Here is a 21,669-nt window from a genome sequence, read left to right on the forward strand (position 1 = left end):
GACTCGCGGCCGCATGACCGATGACCGGCTGGACCGCGACAACCGTCCCTCTCCCGAAGCGCTGCTGCGCGAGGCGGGGCAGGAGGGGCGCGGGCGGCTGAAGGTCTTCCTCGGCGCGGCGCCGGGCGTCGGCAAGACCTATGAGATGCTGATGCAGGGCCGCCAGCGCCGTCTGGACGGCGTAGACGCGGTGATCGGCGTGGTCGAGACCCATGGCCGGGTCGAGACCGACCTGCTGACCAAGAGCTTCGAGAAGATCCCCAAGCGCCGGCTCCCCTATAAGGGCCATGTGCTGGCCGAAATGGACCTCGACGCCATCCTGCAGCGCAAGCCGAAGCTGGTGCTGGTCGACGAGCTCGCCCACACCAACGCGCCCGGCAGCCGCCATCCCAAGCGCCATCTCGACGTCGAGGAGATCCTCGGCCACGGCATCGACGTCTACACCACGCTCAACGTCCAGCACATCGAGAGCCTCAACGACGTCGTCGCGCGCATCACCGGGGTGCGGGTGCGCGAGACCGTGCCCGACTCCATCCTCGACCGCGCCGACGAGGTCGAGCTGATCGACCTGACGCCGGAGGACCTGATCCAGCGTCTGAAGGAGGGCAAGGTCTATGTCCCCGAACAGGCCGAGCGCGCGATCCACGCCTATTTCATGCCCGGCAACCTCACCGCCCTGCGCGAACTGGCGTTGCGCCGCACCGCCCAGCGGGTCGATGCGCAGATGGTCGACTATATGCGCGCCCATGCGATCCAGGGTCCCTGGGAGGCGAGCGAGCGCATCCTCGTCTGCGTCGACGCGCGCCCCGGCAATGCGGCGCTGGTCCGCTACACCCGCCGCCTCGCCGACCGGCTGCGCGCCTCCTGGACCGCGATCCATGTCGAGACCTCGAGCGCCGGGCGGGCCAGCGAGGACGCGCGCGACCGCGTCGCCGAAGCGTTGCGCCTCGCCGAGCGGCTTGGCGGCGAGGCCGTCACCTTGCCCGCCGCGTCGGTCGCGGACGGAATCGTCGACTACGCCCATGCCAACAATTTCACCCATATCGTGGTCTCGACCCAGCAGCGCTCGCGCTGGCTCGAATTCCTTCGCGGCTCGGCAGCGCATGAGATCATCCGCCGCGGCGGCGAGGTCAGCGTGCATGTCATCCCCGATCCGAAGCCCGGCGCGGCCGAGGATGCGCCGGTGTCCCGCGATGCGGCTGCGCCGCCGCCGCGCGATCTCGCCGCCTATGGCTGGAGCCTTGCGATGGTCGTGGCCGCGCTGGGCTTGAGCCTCGCGCTGCAGCGCCTCCTCGGCGTCTCCAACGTCGCGCTGGTCTTTCTCACCGCCGTTCTCGCGAGCGCCGTCGCCTATGGCCTGTGGCCGGCGTTGTTCGCGGCGCTGGTCAGCGTCCTCGCCTACAATTTCTTCTTCCTGCCGCCCCTCTATACCTTCACCATCGCGGCGCCGGAGAACGTCGTCGCGCTCGTCGCCTATGCGATCATCGCGGTGATCGCGAGCAACCTGACGGCCAATGTCCGCGCCCAGGCGCTGGTCGCGCGGCAGCGCGCCAAGATGACGGAGGATCTCTATCTCTTCGCCCGAAAGCTCGCCGGCGTCAGCCAGCTCGACGACCTGCTCTGGGCTACCGCGCACCAGATCGCACAGATGCTGAAGCTGCGCGTCGTGCTGCTCCTGCCCGAAGGCGAAAGCATCGCGGTGCGCGCCGGCTATCCCCCGGAGGACATGCTCGACGATGCCGACCTCGCCGCCGCGAAATGGAGCTGGCAGCATGCCCAGGCCGCGGGCCGCGGTGCCGACACGCTGCCCGGCGCCAAGCGCCTCTTCCTGCCGATCAAGACCGGCCGCGGCATCGTCGGCGTGATCGGTCTCGACAGCGACCGCGCCGGACCGCTGCTCTCGCCCGACCAGCGCCGCCTGCTGGATGCGCTATCCGACCAGGCGGCGCTCGCCATCGAGCGCATCAATCTGGTTTCGGATATCGACAAGACCCGTCTCGCCGCCGAGACGGAGCGTCTACGCAACGCGCTTCTCACCTCGATCAGCCACGATCTGCGCACACCGCTCGCCTCCATCCTGGGCGCCGCGACCGGCCTGCGCAGCTACCGCGCGACGCTGGATGCGCAGGGCCAGGACGAATTGATCGGCGTCATCGCCGAGGAGGCCGAACGGCTCAACCGCTTCATTGCCAACCTGCTGGACATGACGCGGCTGGAATCCGGCGCGATCCAGCCGCGCAGCGAGCCGGTCGATATCGGCGATGTCGTCGGCAGCGCTCTGCGCCGCGGCACGGCCATCCTCGCCGGTCACGCGGTCACGCTCGACATCGCACCGGGGCTGCCGCTCGCGCAGGGCGATTCCGTGCTCCTGGAGCAGGTTCTCTTCAACCTTCTCGACAACGCCGCGAAGTATACGCCGGCCGGCACCGCAGTGCGTATCTCGGCGCGACCTGACAAGGGCCGCATCCTGTTGCAGGTCGCCGACGAAGGGCCCGGCCTGCCCGGCGATGCACGCGAACGCATCTTCGACAAATTCTACCGCGTCCATGCCGGCGACAGCCAGCGTGCCGGCACGGGCCTGGGCCTCGCGATCGCGCGCGGTTTCGTCGAGGCGATGGGCGGCACGATCACGGCCGGCAATCGCGACGGCGGCAGCGGCGCGATCTTCACCATCGCGCTTCCCGGGGCGCCAAGCACGGAGGTCTCGGCATGAGCGGCGCGCCGCTGCGTATCCTGGTCGTCGACGACGAGCCGCCGATCCGCCGCCTGCTGAAAACCAGCTTCGCGGCGGCGGGCTATCGCGTGGAGGAAGCGGGCGACGGGGCCGCCGCGCTCGCGATCCTGCGGCGCCGCGATACCGATGTCGTCGTGCTCGATCTCGGCCTGCCGGGCATGGACGGCTTTTCCGTGATCGAAACCCTGCGCGGCGAGGGCTCGAGCGTCCCGATCGTCGTGCTCTCCAGCCGCGACGACGAGGCCGGCAAGGTCCGCGCCCTCGATCTCGGCGCCGACGACTACGTCACCAAGCCGTTCGGCGCCGACGAATTGATGGCGCGCATCCGTGCCGCGCTGCGCCACCGCCTGCAGGCCGAAGGCACCCAGCCGGTTTTCCGGAGCGGCGACCTGTCGGTCGACCTCGTGCGCCGCATCGTCATTGTGCGCGGCCACGAGGTGAAGCTGTCGCGCCGCGAATACGACCTGCTGGCGCTTCTGGTGCGCCATGCCGGCAAGGTCCTGACGCACAAATTCGCGCTCAAGGAAGTCTGGGGCGCCGCCACCGACGTGCAATATCTGCGCATCTATATCCGCTCGCTGCGCCAGAAGCTCGAAGCCGATCCCGAGCGGCCGGCGCATATCCTGACGGAGCAGGGCGTCGGCTACCGCCTGCGCGCCGCCGACTGACGCACCGCGTCACCGGGTATCGAGGCACTTGCCCGTCATGTCGCCCGTGCCGGAATCGCCCGCTTCGGTCACCTTGATGTAGCCGATCACCCGGGATCGCCGCCGGCTTACGATCCACCTGTCACCTTCACCGTGCCGACCAGATGCGCGTCGTCGCGCACTGCGCCGCGCTTGAGCTCGAGCTCCAGCGTCTGCTCCCGCTCGTCGGCGCGGCCGTAATTGCGGAAGATATGCGCCCGCACCGTCGTTGCGCCGTTCGGGTTCAGCCGGTCCGCGGCATAGACGTTCACCCGCACCGTATAGGTCCCGTTGGGCGCGTGATGCAGCAGATACTGCTCCGGGCCGTAGCCGTTGGTCATGTCGTTCGACAGCCGGCCGCCGATCGCGGTGCGCGGATGGTTGTAGATCGCCCGTTCGCCGGTCGGCTCGTCGACCCACAGATCCATGTCGGTCTCGTCGGTATTCCATTCCAGGATGATGCGCAGGTCCTCGTCGAGCATCGCGACGAAGCGCGGATCGAGCGCCACCGATTTGGCGCCGAGCTTGTGCAGCTTGACGACGATGCGGTTCGCCTCCATCAGCGAGATCACCTCGATGCCGTCGAACGCCTCCTGCCAGTCATGCGTCACGATCTCGTTGAGCAGGCCCAGGGCGCGCTCATAGTCGCGGCGCCGCGCGGCCGGCGGCTCGGCGAGGGCGCCGCCCTGCTCGGCCCGCGTCACCAGCGCGAGCGCGAGATTGCGCCGCGGCTGCGGCCGGTCGGGCTCCAGATAGAGCAGGCGCTCATAGAGCCACAGCGCCCGATCCTCGTCGCCATAGCGCATCAGCCGGTCGGCCAGGATGGTCATCGTCGTCGCATCGGCCGACGGCAGTTCGAGCGCGTTGAGCGCGACTTTCACCGCGTCGTCCGCGCGCCCATGCCGGAACAGGAACTCCGCCGCGTCGAGATAGAACGCCGGCAGCGCGCCATATTGCTTTTCCTGCGCGCGATAGACGCTCCAATAGGTCTCCGGCCCTGTGGCGTTGAGCGCCGCGATATAAGGGCGGTCCGGATTCCATGGCGCGATGGTGACGCTCATCTGCGGTCCTCGCGGCGCCGGTACCCTGTTGCCGGTGACCACGACCGATTCCACCGCGCTGCCGCCTCTGCTGTCGGCGCGGTTCGATACCGGTGCCGGCGCCGGCGGAGGCGGCGGTGGCGGCGGCGGCATGCTCACATCCGGCGGCGGCACGAACGGCGCGCCCTGGGTCCGGCCGCCCGGCTTCTTGACCGCAACGGGCTTGAAGTCCCGCTGCCACCACAGCTTCTCGTCCGTCCACATCTTGAGGACGACGTCCAGCCGCGCCTTTTGCGCCTTGGCCGCGTCTGCATCCGCCTGGGCCTTCATCCGCGCGTATTGCGCCAGCGCCGCCTTGCCCAGCGTGGCGGGCGGCTCGGCTTTGGCTTCCAGATAGTCGGAGAGGTTCTCGAACACCGCGAAGGAGGCGACGGTGCTCGCGATCGAATAGCGCCGCGACAGGGCCAGCATCGCGTCGCGGTCCGGCCGGTCCGCGCCGTTCATCTCGTCGATATGCCGTGCCGCCCACAGCGCGCCGAGCGTGTCGCCCTCTGCGATGTCGTTGCGCGGGACGTCATAGTGGCGCGTGTTCACGGCCGCACCGGTCAGGGTGACGACGATCCCGCCCGACGCGGGCAGCGGCCCGACGACTCGAAAACGCCCTGCCGCGGCCGGCAGCAATACGAAGTCGATCGCCTGGCCGTCCGTGCCGCGCACCTCGACCGCTCTTGCCGCGCGGTGCATCAGGCGGCCCAGCGCCTCGTCCGGGCTCTGGACGCCGAGATCGATATAGTCGCCGCCCGATTTGTGCGCGAGCGCGGTCAGCAGAGCGCGGTTGGCGTCCGCCGCGCTCGACAGCGTCGACAGCACGCAAGGCAGCCGCACCGCGCGATAGGCATCGACCGTGACATTGCCGTCCGAGAACAGCAGGCAGGCATCGGCCGCCGGCCAGTCGGCCTTGAGCAGCGGCTTCAGCGAGGTGCCGCCCTGGTAATCCGTCGTCTTCAGCACCGCGGCGATGGCCTCGGGGCTGGGGGCGCGGAAGCTGCGCAGATGCGGCGCATCCGACGAGAAGAAGACGATGTCGACGATCTCGGGGTGCGCGGCGGCGATATAGCGCCCGACGAGATCGATCTCTTTCGACAGGTCGGCGTCGCGCCGCGACAACGAACTGTCCCAATAAAGCCGCAACCGCGCCGGATGCACCGGCGCATCGCTCGCGGCCGCCGCGACATCGTCGATCTCGAAGAACGCGGCGCCGCTGCCGTGCCGCGCAAGCAGCAGGGCGGGGGCGTCCGCCGGTCCAACGGTCAGTCCGCCGGCAAGAACGAGGTTCGCCGCCGCACCGTGCGCTTCGAAGCCCGATCCGCTTTGCGTCCAGGCAAGCGCGATGCCGTCGGGACCGCGCAGCGCAGGCGCGTGCGCCGCATCGCTGTGCACATGGATCGAGACCGCGCCGACCGCCTGCTGCGTCGCCAGCGGCAGCACCAGGGGCTTGCCCGGCTCCAGCGGCGTGACGAATTCGAGCCGCACGGTGCGGCCCCGGTTCTCGAAGATCGGAAAGACCCGCGTCATGAACGCGCCGCTGCGCGTGACCTCGGCGATGCCCGGATCGATGCCGCGGCGCTCGCGCGACTCGAAGGTCAGCTTGGCCTGCCGCTGGCCGACCAGCACGCCGTCGACCATCGCGCCGTTGATGTCCAGCGCATAGCCGGTGACGACCGAGCCCGGCGGCATGTCGAAGACGAAATCGCCCTCCAATGCCCGCGGGCTCGCATTGAGGAACTGCGCGGTGACCGTGGTGTGGGCCGTGTCGCCGACGATGTCGACATCGATATCGAGCTTGCCGATCGCCAGCGCGGCGGATTTCGCCGCCGGATCGTCGCCTTCGCCGACATGCGCCACGAGTTCGGGATTTTGCGGCGCCGCTGCGGCCGCCACCCCACCGAGGAACAGACCGGCCGTGAAAAACAGCGCGGCGAACATCTTTGTGCGAATGTCCATGACAACTCCCCCAGACCCGGCGTGCGCCAATCCCACGCCGTTGACGGATCGTCGAACGCCATTGTGTCGAGTTGGGGGCGGAACCATATCCATCCCGTGGCCGGCCGGGGGTTAGTGCGGCAGTCCCGACATGTTGAACGCCGAATCCACGCGATTGGCGCAGATGAACCGCGCACCTTCGTTGATCATCACCATGCCGCGCCAGACTTCATATCGGTCATACGCGACGTCGCCGACGGCGAAGATGCTCGCCATGGCGTTCTCGTCGTCTGCCGCCTCGAAGCCATACATCGCAATCGTCCGACCGTCCGTCGCCAGCAGCCGCAATTCGTAGTTCTGCATGACCTCGGCCCCATGCGTTCCGCCCATGCTAGCGCAGAGCCGATCCCGGAAAAATCACAATTGCGAAGGGGACAATTCCCGAAATCCGCCGCCCTTGCAGGGGCGCGCCGAACTCAGGCTTTGAGGCCGCGCAGCAACTGGCGGTACTGGCTCGGCGCCCGGCCGAAATTGTCCCGGCAGAAGCGGCGAAGGCTGCGGTCGTCGGAGAAGCCCATCTTCTCGGCGATGTCAGCGATCGGCGTTTCGGTCGCGAGCAGATCCTGCAATTGCGCGCTGCGGACCTCAGCCGACAGGCGGCGAAAGCTCATGCCCTCGTCGGTGAGGCGTCGGCGCAGCGTCGCCACGCTCCAGTGCAGGGCATCCGAGACGTCTTTTTCCGAGCGCAGCCCCTTGCGCAAATGTTGCCGCACGGAAAATCCGGTCGCGGCGCCGTCGAGCGCCTGCCCGTCATGCTCTTCCAGCATGGCCCGGAAGCTCTCGAATTCCTGGTCGCCCCAGGCTTTGTACTTCTGGGCGAGGATCGGCGCCTGCATGTCTTCCAGACTGTAGACGATGGTCGCGCCGGCGCCGCGACGGACCATCGGCGCATGCAGCGAGGCAAGCAGCGCGTCATCGACGCCCCGCAGCGTGGCCGAGCCGCGGACGAGGACCGGATCGAGGCGTCGTCCCGTCATCCAGCGCAACGCACAATGCGTCACCACCGTGAAACATTCGACATAGATTTCGGCACGCAGGCTGTTTCCGTCGCGAGGCACCGTCGTCAGATGAATCGTTTCCCCGCTCCTGCGCAGGGTGATCCGGCATTCCTTGCGGATCAGACGGGCCGTCGCCGTGAACCGCTTGAGCGCTTCCAGCAGCGTGTCCGCCTCCTTGGCCGCCGTGAACAGGACGGACAGGCTGCCGCGCGGAACCGGTTCTGCCGCGACGCCATGCGTCTCGTCGTTGCGGAGTTGAATGTTTTCGGTGCAAAGCCGCCAGAACGTCGGGAGATCGACCGATCCCGGCAGCACCCCGCGCGGCGCAAGACCGGACCGGCTGATCAGCCTTGCGGTCGCATCGCGCCCGATCAAGGTCGACAGATATTCGAGGCGGACGGCTTGCATCGAGAGTGTGCACGCTTCGTGGTTCGTTGCGGCAGTCATCGGGCGCCGGGACCGGTCTGTCAATGAGCGAATTTATCCGCTGGTGATTTCGCAGTCCCGTCCTGCCTTTGCCCGCATCATCTGCCTACGGTCCGCTCGCATGTCGAGGGAGTCGGAACGCAGCGCGGCTGCGTGCCTCGCCGTCATGGCATCGGCGAAGATTGCCGGTTCTTAATGTCGTGTGATGACCCGACAGGGTCGAGGAAACTTTAAGTCCGCGTCGGATAATCGGCTGCAAACGCCGAACATAACGCGGACGCCGGGAGAAATGACGATGCGTCTTTCGCAAAAGGCCGCGCTGTGCGGCAGCTTGGCAATTTCCGCACTGGCCTGGCCGGCCGGCGCATGGGCGCAGCAGGCGCCTGCCGCCCAGAACCCCGATACGATCGAGACGGTGGTCGTCACGGCATCGCGGCGCTCCGAATCCGTACAGGACGTTCCAGGCCAGGTCACCGCCATGACCGGCTCCAACCTGGATCAGATCCACGCCAAGAGCTTCGAGGATTTCGCGGCCTATGTCCCGGGCCTGAGCTTCCAGAACACCGGCCCCACCAGCGATCTTATTGCGATCCGCGGCGTCACGACGGGCGGCTCGCAGCTCAGCGGCGCGGTCGGCATGTATGTCGACCAGGTGCCGGTGGGCGCGAGCTCGTCGTTCGGCCTCGCGTTCCAGACGCTGTCGGTCAACACCTTCGACCTCTCGCGCGTCGAAGTCCTGAACGGACCGCAGGGCACGCTCTACGGCTCGAACGCGCTCGGCGGCACGATCAAGTACATCACTGCGGCACCCAATCTCGACAGCTACAGCGCGCTGGCAGAGGCCGAAGGTTCCAATACCGATCATGGCTCTTTCAGTGACGGGCTGCGCCTGATGGCGAACCTGCCGATCGATCCGGGCACCGCCGCCATCCGCATCGACGGCGTGCAGGAGTTCAACTCCGGCTATATCGACGATCCGGGTCGCGGAGCGAAGAACCAGGGCTCGTCGAACAGCTTCAACGGCCGCGCCTCGCTGCTCTGGCAGGTCACGCCCGACCTCGATGTACGGCTCGGCGTGTTTGCGCAGAACATCGACGGCCTCGGCGTCAATGCGGACTTCCGCGATTTCGCCACCGGCAAGCCGGTCGCCGGCGAATATGAGCAGGGCTTCGCGCTCCGCCAGCCCTCGGCCGCGCAGATCACGCTCTATTCGGGCGTCGCCGACTGGAACCTGCAATGGGCGACGCTGACCTCGGTCACCGGCTATCAGGTCAATCACGGCGAATATCTGTCCGACGTGAGCGACGTCTACAACCCGCTGCTCGCCGGCGTCTTCGGCGTGCTGCCCTATGGCCTGTTCGTCGATACGAACACCAGCAAGTTCACGCAGGAAGTCCGTCTCGCCTCTCCCGACAACACGACCTTCGAGTGGCTCGTCGGCGGCTATTTCACGAGCGAGTCGACGCTGGAGAACATCGACCTGCGCAACTATGCAAGTCCGGATCACCTGTTCTTCGGCTCGGCGGCGTTTCTCGGAACCCTGCCCAGCGTCTATCAGGAGTTTGCGATCTTCGGCGACGGGACCTATTTCGTCACCGACGATTTCGATATCGGGCTCGGCATCCGCTACAGCAACAACGAGCAGCACTATCAGCAATTGGCCCACGGCATCCTGGTCGTGCCGGCCGATCCGGCCGAGGTCACGCATGAGGATGCGAAGTCCAATCAGGACGTGGTGACTTATCTCGTCAACCCGCGCTGGCACATCAACGAAGACGTGATGCTCTACGCCAAGGCGGCGAGCGGCTACCGCCCGGGCGGCCCCAACTTCGTCCTGGCGCTGGGCGGCGGCGCACCGACCTTCCAGCCCGATTCGCTCTGGAACTACGAGATCGGCGAGAAGGCGACGCTGTTCGACAAGCGGCTGACCCTCAACGCCGACATCTACGACATCGAGTGGTCGCAGATCCAGCTGACCGTCAACAATGGCGGCATCAACCAGATCGAGAATGGCGGCAATGCGCGGGTCCAGGGCGCCGAAGTCAGCTTCGCCTATCAGGTCGACCATGCGCTGTCCGTCGCGGGCTCGGCCGCCTATACCGACGCGAAACTCACCACACCGGCGCCGGCGCTCGGCCTGGCGCATAGCGGCGTGCGCCTGCCGCTGTCGCCGCGCTACAATTTCGCGCTGTCGGCGAACTACACCTTCGACATCGCACAGGACTATGTCGGCGACCTCAACGTCACCGACCGCTATATCGGCGACCGCACCTCCGGCTATGCCGGAAGCCCGATCAGCCCGCTCTACAAGCTGCCGGGCTACAATTCGCTGGATATCGATCTGGCGGTGGTGATGCCGCACGGCCTCGAACTCGACGCCTATATCAAGAACGTGTTCGACGAAGCGGGGCAGGTCTCGGCGTCGACGCTGGCGAACGAATACGATCCCACCGCGCCGGTGCCGGTCACGCTGTCCCAGCCGCGCACGGTCGGATTGGTGCTGAAGGCTGCCATCGGCCCATAAGCTGCGCGAAGCGGATCGACCCGATATGACCGACATCGAGACTGGCATTTTCTGCGTCGGCGAAACGACGTCGGGCCGCATCCAGGGACTCGTCAGCGGCGGCATAAGGCAGTTCAAGGCCGTCCCCTATGGCGCCTCGACCGCGGGCGCGGGCCGCTTCCGGGCGCCGCGGAAAGCGGTGCCCTGGACCGGAACGCGCGAGTGTTTCGGTTACGGGCCGGTCTCGCCGCAGGTTCCGACCGACCTGACCAATTCCTACGGCCAGCTCATTCAATACGACGTCGCCGTGTCCGAGGGCGGCATGGGCGAGGATTGCCTGCACCTCAATCTCTGGACGCCGGGACTGCGCGACGGCGCAAAGCGGCCGGTGATCGTCTCCATCCATGGCGGCGGCTATGGCATCAGCTCGGGCAATGGCCGGATGTATGACGGCGCCGAGCTCGCCCGTCTCGGCGATGTCGTGGTCGTGTCGGTGACCCACAGGCTGGCAAGCTTCGGCTATCTCAACCTCCGCGACGCCGGCGGCGGCGGCGATGACGACGCTGCCGCCGGCCATGCGGGGATCATGGACCTCGTGCTCGCGCTCGAATGGGTGCGCGACAACATCGCGGGCTTCGGCGGCGATCCGAACCGGGTGCTGATCTTCGGGCAATCCGGCGGCGGCTGGAAGGTGAGCACGCTGCTCGCCACGCCGGCCGCGAAAGGCCTGTTCCATCGCGCCGGCATCCAGAGCGGCTCCCAGCTCAGATTGCAGACGCGCGAACAGTCCGCCGCCGTCGCGGCTGCGCTCATCGCCGAGCTCGGACTCGCCAAGGCGACGGCCGACAGGATCCGGGACGTTCCCTGGCAAGTCCTGCTCGCCGCACAGACCAAGATCGGCGCGCTGAATTTCAGCCCCGTTCTCGATGGGCGGTACCTGCCGCACCATCCCTTCGACCCCAAGGCGCCGGAAGAGAGCGCCGACATACCGCTCGTCATATCGACCACGCTGGACGATGCCGGCCTGTTCTTCGCCGATTTCGATCTCGATGAGGCCGGCCTGAAGGCGAAGCTGCGCGGCCGGCATGGCGATATCGCCGATACGATGCTGCGTCTGTACCGGGAAAAATGGCCCGCGAAATCGCCCTTCCTGACCTTTGCGCAGATCATGACGGATTACGGCTTCCGCCGCTTCGCCTATGCGCAGGCGGAACGGAAGGCCGAGCAGGCGCGTGCGCCGGTCTATTTCTATCAATGGGATTGGGCGACTCCCGCGTTCGACGGCCGCTGGGGCGCCGCGCATGCCACCGACGTGTCCGCGTCGTTCGGCAATAGCCGCGATGCGATCATGGGCGGCGGCGCCGAACCCGGCCGCAGGCTGTGCAAGGCCCTTGTCTCCGCCTGGGCGGCATTCGCCGCCACCGGCGATCCGAACAATGCCAACATTCCCCAATGGCCGAGATTCGATGCCCATCGCCGTGCGACGATGATCTTCGACGAGACGATCCAGGTAGCAAACGATCCGAACCGTGAGCAAAGGTTGTTCTGGGAAGATCGGCCGCCGGCGAACAGCGTCTACGACTGATGCGGTAATCCCCGATCTGGCGTAGGATGGCGCTTGAGGTTCCTTCTGGAGATGGCGATGCGCCTGTCCCTTCCTATCCTGGCGTCGGTTTGCGGTCTGCTTCTGGCAGCCGCGCCGGCAGCCGCCGATCCGGCGGCACGGCACTCGCAGTGCTTCTTCGTGAACGGCTTCGAGAACTGGAAGGCGCCGGATGCCAGGACGATCTATATCCGGGTCAATCTGCACCGCTATTACCGCCTCGATCTCGCGAACTCCTGTTCGGCGCTGCTGATGCCGGATTCTCACCTCATCACCAAATGGCGGGGCTCCAGTTCGGTCTGCTCGGCGCTCGACTGGGACCTGAAGGTCAGCCAAGGGTTTCCCGGCGCGGCCACACCCTGCATCGTCAAGACGATGACGGAGCTGACGGCGGAAGAAGCTGCCGCGATCCCGAAGAAGTTCAAGCCGTAAGAAAGATCGCGCGGTCTTCCTAGGCGCGCCGCGGGTTTCGGTGCGCCACGCCATCGCCATCGCCTTCCGGCCCCGCTGTGGGGGATTTCCGCCGCGCACGCGTCTATCCCGTGAGATTGCGCGCGGACGGCGGTGATCGATGCCGCGCCGGGGATATGAGATGATCAGGAAGACGCCGCTCGCGCGTATCGCAGTCGGATGGGTTTCGTTGTTCCTGTGGTCGCAGCATGCGCTCGCATCGGTCCTGACCGAGCAGGACGTGCTCGATAGAGCCTGGGCCGACAAGCCGCTGTTTGCGACCGAGAACATGATCCCCTCCTGGATCGCGCATACCCACCGCTTCATCTACAGCGAGATGAACGGCGGCACGGGGAAGCTGGTCGACTTCGACGCCGATACGGGCCGTGCCGCGCCGCTTGGCGAGGGGCAGGGCGCCGCCGTGTCGCCGGACGGCCGCAGCATGCTCTTCCTGGCGCATGGCGCCGACGGGAAAGGCACCGTCCTATGGATGATGGGCACCGACGGCACCGGACGGCACATGGTCGATAGCGGCGATCGGGTCGATCCCACGGGCGCGCAATATGTGACCTGGACGTCCTATCACTGGTCGCCCGACGGCCGCCATTTCTTCCGGATGGCGCTGTCGCTCAACCAGCTTGCGAATGTGAAGCCCAGCGGTGAAACCTCGACGGTGCACGCCTATCCGATCGATACGTCGCAGGATTCGCGTCTGGCCTCGAAGATCGCGGTATTTTCGGCGGCGGGCGATCTGCTGCGCAAATGGACGGTCAAGCAGGCCGTGCCGGATGTCGAATGGCTCGGCAATGGCGCGCTCGTCTACAGCCGCACCGACGGCCGTCCCGTCTTCACGGCGCACGCGGCGGTGTACGCCTTCGACATCCAAAGCGGCCGTGAAGAAAAACTCTTCGACGGCTTCGGCCGGCAGGTCACCTACAGGCCCGCGGCAAGTCCGGACGGCGGGCGGATCGCGTTCATCGCCGATCCGGGCGAGCCGGTCTTCACGCCCGGGCGGCGCGAGCTTGCGGTGTTCGACGTCAGGACGCATGCCGTCAAGGTCCTCACGGAAAACGCCGCGATCCAATCGCCGCGCTGGTCCGACGACGGACGGACGCTGTATTTCACCGACGGTATGTCGACGCAGCGGCAGCTGAAGGCGGTTCTCGCCGACGGTCGGATCGTCGTGCTCAGCACCGAACTCGGCCAGACGCTCGGCCTGTCGCAGTCGGACGACGGAAGATGGGCGGCATGGACCGTCCACAAGCCGTTCGAGGCGTTCGTCATCCATGTCGCGCCCGGCACGCTTCCCGCGCCGTTGCAGGCGACCCGCACGCTCGATGTCCAGCCGGCCTCGTTCGGTCCGGAGTTCGGCACGACGACCGCGCTGACCTGGAAGAGCCCGGACGGCACCGTGATCGACGGATTGCTCACCGTGCCGCCCGGTTATGACAGGCACAGGACATATCCCCTGGTCGTGCAGGTCCATGGGGGGCCGCAAGGCGGCGTCGAGATGACCGATTACGGCTGGCCCGGCGACGGCTATTTCGATGCGCTGCTCGCATCGCGCGGCTATATGGTGCTGCGGCCCGATTATCGCGCGAGCGGCGAACTGGGCTGGGGCCCCTATATCCGTTCCAAGAACGCGGGCCGGATATTCGCCGACGACCGCGCCGACATCGAAAGCGGCGTGCAGATGCTGATCGACGGCGGCTCGGTCGATCCTACGCGCCTCATCCTCATCGGCCTCAGTTATGGCGGCGCCATGACCAATTACATCGCGACCCATTCGACGATGTTCCGTGCCGCCATCACCTATGAGGGGCTGGACTATCTCACCGATTGGGGCGGTCGGCCGGAATGGCCGGACCACAACGTCTCGGTCGAATGGGAGATGGGCGGCACGCCGTTCGATCGGCTTCCCACCTATATGGCGAACTCGGTCGTTCCGGCGCTTCGCACGGCGTCGACGCCGATGATGCTGGTCAATGGCGAACATGGGATCAATTCCGCCTCGTCGCCGCTGATCTACAACAGCCTCAGGCTTCGCGGGATCGACGCACAGTTCCTCTATTACGAGGGCGAGGGGCACGGCATTCAGCAGCATGTGAACCAGGCCGATTTCCTGGCCCGCATCATGGCGTGGATCGGGAAATATGCGCCGGTGAAGGAATGACCCCCGCGCCGGGCACATAGACGCTCGGCAACGTCATTTCCCCTATCGCCTGCATGCGGGATTTTCCGCTCCGGGTCCTGGCCGCCACACCGGGCAATTCGTCGCTTGCAAACGCATCCTCGGTGACCTTTGCTGGCCGGCATGTGTCGCGTCTCCGATGCGCGTGCGCTCTGGCTCGCGCGCCATGTCCTGCCGGTCGAACCCGCCTTGCGCGCGTGGCTTCGCCGGCGGGGGCTGTCGGATTTCGACGTCGACGATCTGGTGCAGGAGACCTACGCGAAATTCATCACGCTGGACTCGGTCGACGCCATTCGCGATCCCAAGAGCTATGCGTTCCAGGTGGCGCATTCGATCTTCGTGAGCCGGATCCGGCGGGCGCGGATCGTGCCGATCCAGGCGAGCGCCGACCTCAGCGAGATGTCGATCCCGGCCCATGACGGGACGCCGGAGGACATCCTGGAGGCGCGCGACGAGCTCCTCGAGCTGGCGGGCGCCCTGGCCAGCCTGCCGACCCGCTGCCGCACCGCCTTCCTGCTGCGCCGGGTCGACGGCCTGTCCCAACGCCAAGTCGCGCAACATCTTGGGATCAGCGAGAAAACCGTGGAAAATTACATGACCCAGGCCATCCGCTTCCTCATGGATCGGTATGGCCGTGGGGGGAAACCACGGGTCGGCGCGTCCAAGGACGTAACGGGAGAGACCAAGACTCGAAATGCAGTCAAGAACCAAGAGCCCGGAGATTGACGACCGGGCGGCCGAATGGGCCGCCAGGGTCGATGCCGGCGAGCTTCGGCCGGAGGAAGAGGCACAGCTCGCGGCGTGGCTCGATGCCGATGTGCGCCATCTCGGCGCCTTCGCCAAGGCGCGCGCCATCGTCCTGCACAGCGAGCGGGCGCGGGCGCTTGGCCCGAATTTCGATCCGGATTCCTTCGTGCCCGCCCGCGGCGGGGACCACCAAACGCCGTCCGCGCCGGTCTCGCGTCGCCGTGCGCTCTGGGTGGGCGGCGTGGCCGCGAGCGCCGCGGCGGTCGTCCTGTCCGGCGGCGCGGCCTGGCTGGCGGTCGCCGGCCGCAGCTATTCGACGCGGATCGGCGAGACCCGGGTCGTGCCCCTGGAAGACGGCTCGATCGTCACCCTGAACACCAATTCCGAAGTGGCCATCCACTTCACCGATGACGCGCGCATGGTTCGGCTTCTGCGGGGCGAGGCTTTGTTCGATGTCGCCAAGAACCGCAAGCGGCCTTTCATCGTGAACGCCGACGGCACGTCGGTGCGCGCGGTGGGCACCAGCTTCACGGTGGAACTGCTCCCCGAACAGCCGGTCCAGGTCCTGGTCCGCGAAGGCATCGTCGAGGTCAAACGTCCGGATCAGCCCGCCGCGCCGCCCGTCAGGCTTCCGGCAAACACGCGGGCGGTTACGCCTAAGGATGCGCCTATCGTTGCTCAAAGAGTGGCCAGCGCCGAGGTCGTTCGTGCGCTGTCGTGGCGGGTCGGCCGGCTCGCGTTCGAAGGCGAAACGCTGGCACAGGCGGCCGCCATCTTCGCGCGCTACAGCGAAACCCGGATCGTGATCGACGACCCCGCGATTGCAAACAAGACGATCACCGGGCTGTACGTCTCCAACGATCCCGTCGGCTTCTCGAACGCGGTGGCGCTGTCGCTCGATCTGCATACGGAGCTTGCCGGCGACGCGGTGCATATCCGGCCGTGACGTTTTTGCGTCGCGGGAGTAGGGGATTTGCGAAGTGCTGCACGTCTAGTCCCGCAGAGACCCAAGCAGGGGCAGGGTCTGAACAAGGGGCATCCGTCATGGATTTCAGGCGTGCATTGTTGGCATCGAGTGCCATGCTGGTCGTGCTTGGCTGGAACGGCGGCGCGCTGGCGCAGACCCGGACCTTCGACGTTCCGGCCGAGGACGCCGTCAAGGCGATACCGGAATTCGCCCGCCAGGCGGGTATCCAGATCGTCGCCCCCGGCGACCAGCTCAAGGGCGTCCGCACCCCCGCCATCAACGGCACGCTCGGATTGCACGCCGCGCTCGAGCAGCTTCTCGCCGGCACCGGAATCGAGATCGCCTCCGACGATGGCCAGACGATCATTCTGAGAGTGCACGCAAAAAACGGCGAAGCCGCCTCCGCTGACGGGGCGGCTTCCATCGAGATGGTGACGGTCACCGGCAGTCATGTGCCCGGCGCCCCGCCGGTGTCGCCGGTGATCACGGTCGATCGCTCCGACATCCTCAATTCCGGCTATGCCAACACGGCCGACCTGATGCGCACCTTGCCGCAGAATTTCGGCGGCGGCATCAACCCGCAGACTCTCGGAACGTTGGGCGAGTCCACCAACAACGTGTCCAGCGCCTCGACCGTGAACCTGCGCGGCCTGGGCGCCGAATCGACCCTCACCCTCATCGACGGGCACCGGCTGGCCTCCGACGGCTTCGTCGGCGGCGTCGTCGACATCTCCGCCATCCCGCTCGCGGCGGTCGACCGGGTCGAGATCCTGACCGACGGCGCGTCGGCGATCTATGGCGCCGACGCGGTCGGCGGCGTGGTGAACTTCATCTTGCGCCAGGGCTATGACGGCGCCCAGAGCAGCGGCCAGATCGGCACCTCGACGCAGGGCGGCGGCACGCAATACGAAGGCTCGCAGCTGATCGGCAAGGATTGGGGATCGGGCGGCGGCCTGCTGAACTACGAATACTCCCGGCAGAACTTCCTGTTCGGCGGTCATCGGGCATTCTCCGCCGCCACGCCCGAACCCTTCTCGCTCATCCCGGAAGAGGACCGCAACTCGCTGTTCGGCACCGTTCACCAGGATCTGGGGAACGACGTCTCCGTCTTCGCCGAAGGGCTCTACACCTCCCGCACCGGCAGCGACATCGAGACCATTCCGGGCTATTTCTCCTACTACAATCGCTACCGGTCGCAGATCTACGGGTTCAACTTCGGCGCCAATTGGCAGATCGACGACGACTGGCATGCCAACGTCACCGGAACGGTCTCCCACGATCATTCGAACGCGGCGACCTACATCAATGTTGGCGGCCCCGAGGCGGGGCAGATCGACTACGACAACGGCATGTATGCCGTCGAAGCGCTGGTGAACGGCACGGTCGCGGAATTGCCGACGGGTGCGGTATCGGTCGCGCTCGGCGGCGGCTATCGCGCCGAGAACTTCCACGACAGCACGGCGCCGGGCGGCTTCGACCGCGGCGTCGCATATGCTTTCGGCGAGATGCACGTGCCGCTCGTCACGGCGTCCGAGGATCGCGCGGGCCTGGAGCGGCTCGAGCTTTCGCTCGCGGGCCGCTGGGAGCACTACAGCGATTTCGGATCCGCCACCAATCCGAAGCTGGGCCTTCTCTATGTTCCCGTCCACGGCCTGTCCCTGCGCTCGACCTGGGGCACGTCGTTCCGTGCGCCGGGCCTCTATATCGAGGATGGGCCGCGCCAGCTCTACATCTATCCCACCACCAACTATCCCGGCACGCCCGCCAATGCGCAGCTCATGCTGCAATACGGCTCCAATCCGAATCTCGTGCCCGAGAAATCGGAGACCTGGACCGCCGGCGCCGACATCAATCCCGACATCCTTCCCGATCTGAAGCTCGGCGTGACGGTGTTCGGGATCGGCTATCGCGACCGCATCATCACGCCGATCGTCAATCGTCAGCTCGCGTTCGTCACCCCCGCCGACGCGCCGTTCCTGACCTTTTCTCCGTCCGCCGCGCAGCAGGCGGCGCTTGTCGCGAATTCGGACACCTTCACGGACTTCACGGCGGGTACGCCGGGCGGTCCCTACAATCCGTCCCGCGTCTACGCCATCGTCGACAACCAGTATCAGAATGTGAGCGCGGAGAATGCGTCGGGCGTCGACCTGACGGCGAGCTACCACATCGATGCCAATGTCGGCGCCTTCGACCTTTTCGGCAACGGTTCCTGGCTTCGCTTCGCGGAGCACGCCACCAAGACGTCGCCGACGCAGATCCTCAGCGGCACGATCTTCAATCCGCCCGTGTTCAAGGCGCGCGCCGGCCTGACATGGTCGGACACCAACTGGTCGGTCACCGCCATCGTCAATCACATCAGCGGCGAAACCGATGTCAGCCTGGGCTATCCGGTCCACGTCCCGGTCTGGACGACCGCGGACCTCCAGGTCAGCTACAACACCGCGGACTGGACGGGATACATGCAGGGACTTCGGCTCGGCCTGTCGGTGCACAACCTGTTCGACACCGACCCGCCCGCCCTCAACAGCAGCGGCTTCCAGGCGTCGTATTTCTCGAGCGGCTACGACTCGACCAATGCATCGCCGCTCGGCCGTTTCATCAGCCTGTCCGTAACGAAGGACTGGTAAGCGGGGAATAGGGGCGTAGCATCCCTGCCGCGGGCGGCCAGGGCCACCCGTTCGTGATGGGCTCCATGGAAACCGCCGCCGCCGCCGCGCCTGCCTCTCCGGTCGACCGGGAGATCCGGCGCCTGCGCGAATGGCAAAGGGCCGGTCGGCATGCGGAGGCGCTGCGGGACGCACGGCACCTGCTGCGCGACCGGCCGGAGAACCGCGATCTTGCGTTGATCGTCGCCATCGGGCTGCGCAATCTCGGCCGCGTCGGCGAGGCGCTTGCGGCGCTCGAAAGCCTCGAACGGTCGCAGCCCCGCTTCAGCCGCCTCTATCAGGAGCGCGGTCTTTGCCATCTGGCGCTCAAGGACGCGGCAGGGGCGATCGACGCGTTCTGCCGCGCGGTGCGCATCAACCCCGCGCTGCCGGCAAGCTGGAGCCTGCTTGAGGGTCTCTATCGCGCAAACGGCGACGCGAAAAACGCAGATGCGTCTGCGGCCCATGTCGGGCTGCTCGAGCGCCTGCCGCCGGACGTGATGATCGCGACCTCGCTCTTTTCGGATGGCGAACTGGCGCCCGCCGAAAACATCGTCCGCGCCTATCTTCTGCGCCACGGCGATCATCCCGAAGCCATGCGGCTGCTGGCCAGGATCGCTCTCGCGCATGACGTCCTCGACGAGGCGGAGCGGTTGTTGAGCGCCGTCCTGACGCTGTCGCCCGGCTATCACGCAGCGCGCTGCGACTATGCCGACACGCTCGCAAGGCGGCACAAATACAAGCTGGCGTCGGAGCAGGTCGAGCCGCTTCTGATGCTGGAGCCGGGCAATCCGGATTACCGCATTCTCGCGGCCACCGTTGCGACAGGCCTCGGCGATCACACCCGGGCGGCCGCACTCTATCGCGAGCTGATCGCCGAGCAGCCGCGATCCCCCGATCTCCATCTCCGGCTCGCCCATGCGTTGAAGACGGTCGGACGGGTGCCGGAGGCGATCGCCGCCTATCGCGCGGCCGCCGTGGCGCGCCCCGATTTCGGCGACGCCTATTGGAGCCTCGCCAATCTCAAGACCTATCGCTTCGGCGACGGCGAGATCGCGCGGATGCGCGCCGCCGAAGCATCGCCGGCCACCTCGCCCGTCGATCGCATCCATCTCTGCTTCGCGCTGGGCAAGGCGCTGGAGGATCGCGACGACGTCGCCGCGTCATGGGAATATTACGCGCGCGGCAATGCACTGATGCGTTCGGAAAACCGCTACCGCCCGGAGCGCATCGAGGCCAGCACCGCCGAGCAGATCGAGGTCTGCACCCGCGATTTCTTCGCGCGCCGGACGGGATGGGGCACTGCGCGCCGCGACCCGATCTTCATCCTGGGCCTGCCGCGCTCCGGCTCGACGCTGCTGGAACAAATCCTGGCTTCGCATTCGCAGGTCGAGGGGACGCAGGAACTGGCGGAGATCCCGCGGATGGTCCGCGATCTTCAGGGCCACGATCCGGCCAAGCCGCGCTATCCAGCCATGCTGGAGACGCTGACATCAGACGACGTCCGCCGCCTGGGCGAGGCGTATCTGTCCGATACGCAGGCTTATCGGACCGGCAAGCCCTTCTTCATCGACAAGATGCCGAACAATTTCCGCCATATCGGCCTCATCCACCTGATGCTGCCGAATGCGCGGATCATCGACGTGCGGCGCGAACCGATGTCCTGCTGTTTCAGCAACCTGAAGCAGCTTTTCGCCGACGGCCAGGAGTTCGCCTATAGCGCAACGGATGTCGCGCGCTACTATCGGGCCTATCTCGAATTGATGCGGCATTGGGACGAGGTCCTGCCGGGCCGCATCCTGCGGGTGCACTATGAGGACGTGGTCGCCGATCTGGAAGGCAGCGTGCGGCGGATGCTGGACCATTGCGGGCTCGCCTTCGAGCCGGCCTGCATGGCGTTCCACGAGACGGACCGCAACGTGCATACGCCGAGCTCCGAGCAGGTGCGGCGGCCCATCTTCCGCGATGGGCTCGATCAATGGACGAAATACAAGCCATGGCTCACTCCGCTCCAAGCGGCGCTGGGCGACGCGCTGGTCCGCTATCGCGGCTAGGGCGAGCGCCCTATCGGGCGCGCAGGATCTCGACGCGATGGAAGTCCGGCTCCGGCGAAGCCACGCGAACCTCGCCATCTTCATCGCCGATCGACAGGGCGTCGCGCGTGCGCAGATCGAAGGCGTCACCGCTGAGCGAGACCGAAAGTCCGGTGCGGGCGATCAGCAATATCGGCCCGCCTGCAGAGCGGAATGTCGCCGGCGCGCGATGCCGCGTGACGCGCGCGTCGAAAACGCCGCGCCGTGTCATGACGTTTAGATCGGTCAGCGGTCCTCCGATCAGCACCGCGTCGGCCGGCGCGTCGCCGGAGAATACGATGGGGTCGGAGTCGGCGGCGAGCATCACGGGCTCCCGATCCCCGATCGCAAGCCGCATCGCGCCGTCCAGCACCGCCAGCGTCCGGTCGATGCCCGGGAAGCGCGAGAACGGTCCGTTGCTCCGCACCTCCGCGATGCTCACGCGCCACAGAAAATCGTCGAGCCCCGCCAGCGGCGGATGGACGGCGACATCGGTGGTGACGCCGCCGCCGTTCTTCCAGGGCTTGGCGATCCGCTCGCCGGCGCGCAGGAGGCGGGCCACGC

The 21,669-nt window shown here is 66.8% G+C and carries 14 protein-coding genes; 10 read left to right on the forward strand and 4 right to left on the reverse strand.

Annotated elements, in window-relative coordinates:
- Window positions 1-13 precede the first annotated feature (13 nt).
- Together WDM91_19065 and WDM91_19070 are read left to right on the forward strand one after the other, a co-directional pair.
- Entirely contained in the window at window positions 14-2,713 is a 2,700-nt protein-coding gene (locus WDM91_19065) for a sensor histidine kinase KdpD (GenBank protein MEI9996707.1), read from the forward strand.
- Window positions 2,710-3,402, forward strand: a complete 693-nt coding sequence (locus tag WDM91_19070; GenBank protein MEI9996708.1) for a response regulator transcription factor — start codon at window positions 2,710-2,712, stop codon at window positions 3,400-3,402. The genes WDM91_19065 and WDM91_19070 overlap by 4 nt, the downstream gene beginning before the upstream one ends.
- A 107-nt stretch (window positions 3,403-3,509) precedes the next feature.
- On the opposite strand, the gene WDM91_19075 is transcribed toward WDM91_19070, so the two are convergent.
- From WDM91_19075 to WDM91_19085, 3 genes are all read right to left on the reverse strand, one after another.
- Window positions 3,510-6,464, reverse strand: a complete 2,955-nt coding sequence (locus tag WDM91_19075; GenBank protein MEI9996709.1) for a VIT domain-containing protein — start codon at window positions 6,462-6,464, stop codon at window positions 3,510-3,512.
- A gap of 111 nt (window positions 6,465-6,575) precedes the next feature.
- Entirely contained in the window at window positions 6,576-6,806 is a 231-nt protein-coding gene (locus WDM91_19080) for a hypothetical protein (GenBank protein MEI9996710.1), read from the reverse strand.
- A 113-nt stretch (window positions 6,807-6,919) separates the two neighbouring features.
- Window positions 6,920-7,909, reverse strand: coding sequence for a helix-turn-helix domain-containing protein (locus WDM91_19085; protein ID MEI9996711.1), 990 nt, complete (start codon window positions 7,907-7,909; stop codon window positions 6,920-6,922).
- A gap of 313 nt (window positions 7,910-8,222) precedes the next feature.
- Here WDM91_19085 and WDM91_19090 point away from each other — a divergent pair, with 313 nt between their 5' ends.
- The 8 genes from WDM91_19090 (at window position 8,223) to WDM91_19125 (ending at window position 21,087) form a co-directional block, all read left to right on the forward strand.
- Window positions 8,223-10,451 carry a TonB-dependent receptor gene (locus WDM91_19090; GenBank protein MEI9996712.1) on the forward strand — a complete coding sequence of 743 codons (2,229 nt, stop codon included), beginning with the start codon at window positions 8,223-8,225 and terminating at the stop codon, window positions 10,449-10,451.
- Between the two features lie 25 nt (window positions 10,452-10,476).
- Window positions 10,477-12,015 carry a carboxylesterase family protein gene (locus WDM91_19095; protein ID MEI9996713.1) on the forward strand — a complete coding sequence of 513 codons (1,539 nt, stop codon included), beginning with the start codon at window positions 10,477-10,479 and terminating at the stop codon, window positions 12,013-12,015.
- Window positions 12,016-12,072: 57 nt separating this feature from the next.
- Window positions 12,073-12,465, forward strand: a complete 393-nt coding sequence (locus WDM91_19100) for a DUF6491 family protein (GenBank protein ID MEI9996714.1) — start codon at window positions 12,073-12,075, stop codon at window positions 12,463-12,465.
- 160 nt (window positions 12,466-12,625) lie between these two features.
- The gene (locus WDM91_19105) at window positions 12,626-14,656 is read left to right on the forward strand and encodes a prolyl oligopeptidase family serine peptidase (GenBank protein MEI9996715.1); all 2,031 of its coding nucleotides are present in this window, start codon (window positions 12,626-12,628) and stop codon (window positions 14,654-14,656) included.
- Window positions 14,657-14,797: 141 nt separating this feature from the next.
- Complete coding sequence (locus tag WDM91_19110) at window positions 14,798-15,400, forward strand: sigma-70 family RNA polymerase sigma factor (GenBank protein ID MEI9996716.1); 603 nt, start codon at window positions 14,798-14,800, stop codon at window positions 15,398-15,400.
- Entirely contained in the window at window positions 15,369-16,367 is a 999-nt protein-coding gene (locus tag WDM91_19115) for a FecR domain-containing protein (GenBank protein MEI9996717.1), read from the forward strand. The genes WDM91_19110 and WDM91_19115 overlap by 32 nt, the downstream gene beginning before the upstream one ends.
- A gap of 98 nt (window positions 16,368-16,465) precedes the next feature.
- A complete protein-coding gene (locus WDM91_19120) occupies window positions 16,466-19,015 on the forward strand; it encodes a TonB-dependent receptor (protein MEI9996718.1) in 2,550 nt (849 codons plus the stop codon).
- A 65-nt stretch (window positions 19,016-19,080) separates the two neighbouring features.
- Entirely contained in the window at window positions 19,081-21,087 is a 2,007-nt protein-coding gene (locus WDM91_19125; protein MEI9996719.1) for a sulfotransferase, read from the forward strand.
- Window positions 21,088-21,097: 10 nt separating this feature from the next.
- Here WDM91_19125 and WDM91_19130 read toward each other — a convergent pair whose 3' ends face one another.
- The gene (locus WDM91_19130; GenBank protein ID MEI9996720.1) at window positions 21,098-21,667 is read right to left on the reverse strand and encodes a HutD family protein; all 570 of its coding nucleotides are present in this window, start codon (window positions 21,665-21,667) and stop codon (window positions 21,098-21,100) included.
- Window positions 21,668-21,669 lie beyond the last annotated feature (2 nt).

The sequence above is a fragment of the Rhizomicrobium sp. genome (genome assembly GCA_037200385.1).
Taxonomy (GTDB): domain Bacteria; phylum Pseudomonadota; class Alphaproteobacteria; order Micropepsales; family Micropepsaceae; genus Rhizomicrobium.

Excerpts from the sequence above, each read along its gene's own strand:
- WDM91_19070 (MEI9996708.1), top strand. The coding sequence starts at position 2,710 with ATGAGCGGCGCGCCGCTGCGTATCCTGGTCGTCGACGACGAGCCGCCG.
- WDM91_19095 (MEI9996713.1), top strand. The coding sequence starts at position 10,477 with ATGACCGACATCGAGACTGGCATTTTCTGCGTCGGCGAAACGACGTCG.
- WDM91_19115 (MEI9996717.1), top strand. The coding sequence starts at position 15,369 with ATGCAGTCAAGAACCAAGAGCCCGGAGATTGACGACCGGGCGGCCGAA.
- WDM91_19085 (MEI9996711.1), bottom strand. The coding sequence starts at position 7,909 with ATGCAAGCCGTCCGCCTCGAATATCTGTCGACCTTGATCGGGCGCGAT.
- WDM91_19120 (MEI9996718.1), top strand. The coding sequence starts at position 16,466 with ATGGATTTCAGGCGTGCATTGTTGGCATCGAGTGCCATGCTGGTCGTG.
- WDM91_19100 (MEI9996714.1), top strand. The coding sequence starts at position 12,073 with ATGCGCCTGTCCCTTCCTATCCTGGCGTCGGTTTGCGGTCTGCTTCTG.
- WDM91_19065 (MEI9996707.1), top strand. The coding sequence starts at position 14 with ATGACCGATGACCGGCTGGACCGCGACAACCGTCCCTCTCCCGAAGCG.
- WDM91_19080 (MEI9996710.1), bottom strand. The coding sequence starts at position 6,806 with ATGCAGAACTACGAATTGCGGCTGCTGGCGACGGACGGTCGGACGATT.
- WDM91_19105 (MEI9996715.1), top strand. The coding sequence starts at position 12,626 with ATGATCAGGAAGACGCCGCTCGCGCGTATCGCAGTCGGATGGGTTTCG.
- WDM91_19125 (MEI9996719.1), top strand. The coding sequence starts at position 19,081 with ATGGAAACCGCCGCCGCCGCCGCGCCTGCCTCTCCGGTCGACCGGGAG.
- WDM91_19090 (MEI9996712.1), top strand. The coding sequence starts at position 8,223 with ATGCGTCTTTCGCAAAAGGCCGCGCTGTGCGGCAGCTTGGCAATTTCC.
- WDM91_19075 (MEI9996709.1), bottom strand. The coding sequence starts at position 6,464 with ATGGACATTCGCACAAAGATGTTCGCCGCGCTGTTTTTCACGGCCGGT.
- WDM91_19110 (MEI9996716.1), top strand. The coding sequence starts at position 14,798 with ATGTGTCGCGTCTCCGATGCGCGTGCGCTCTGGCTCGCGCGCCATGTC.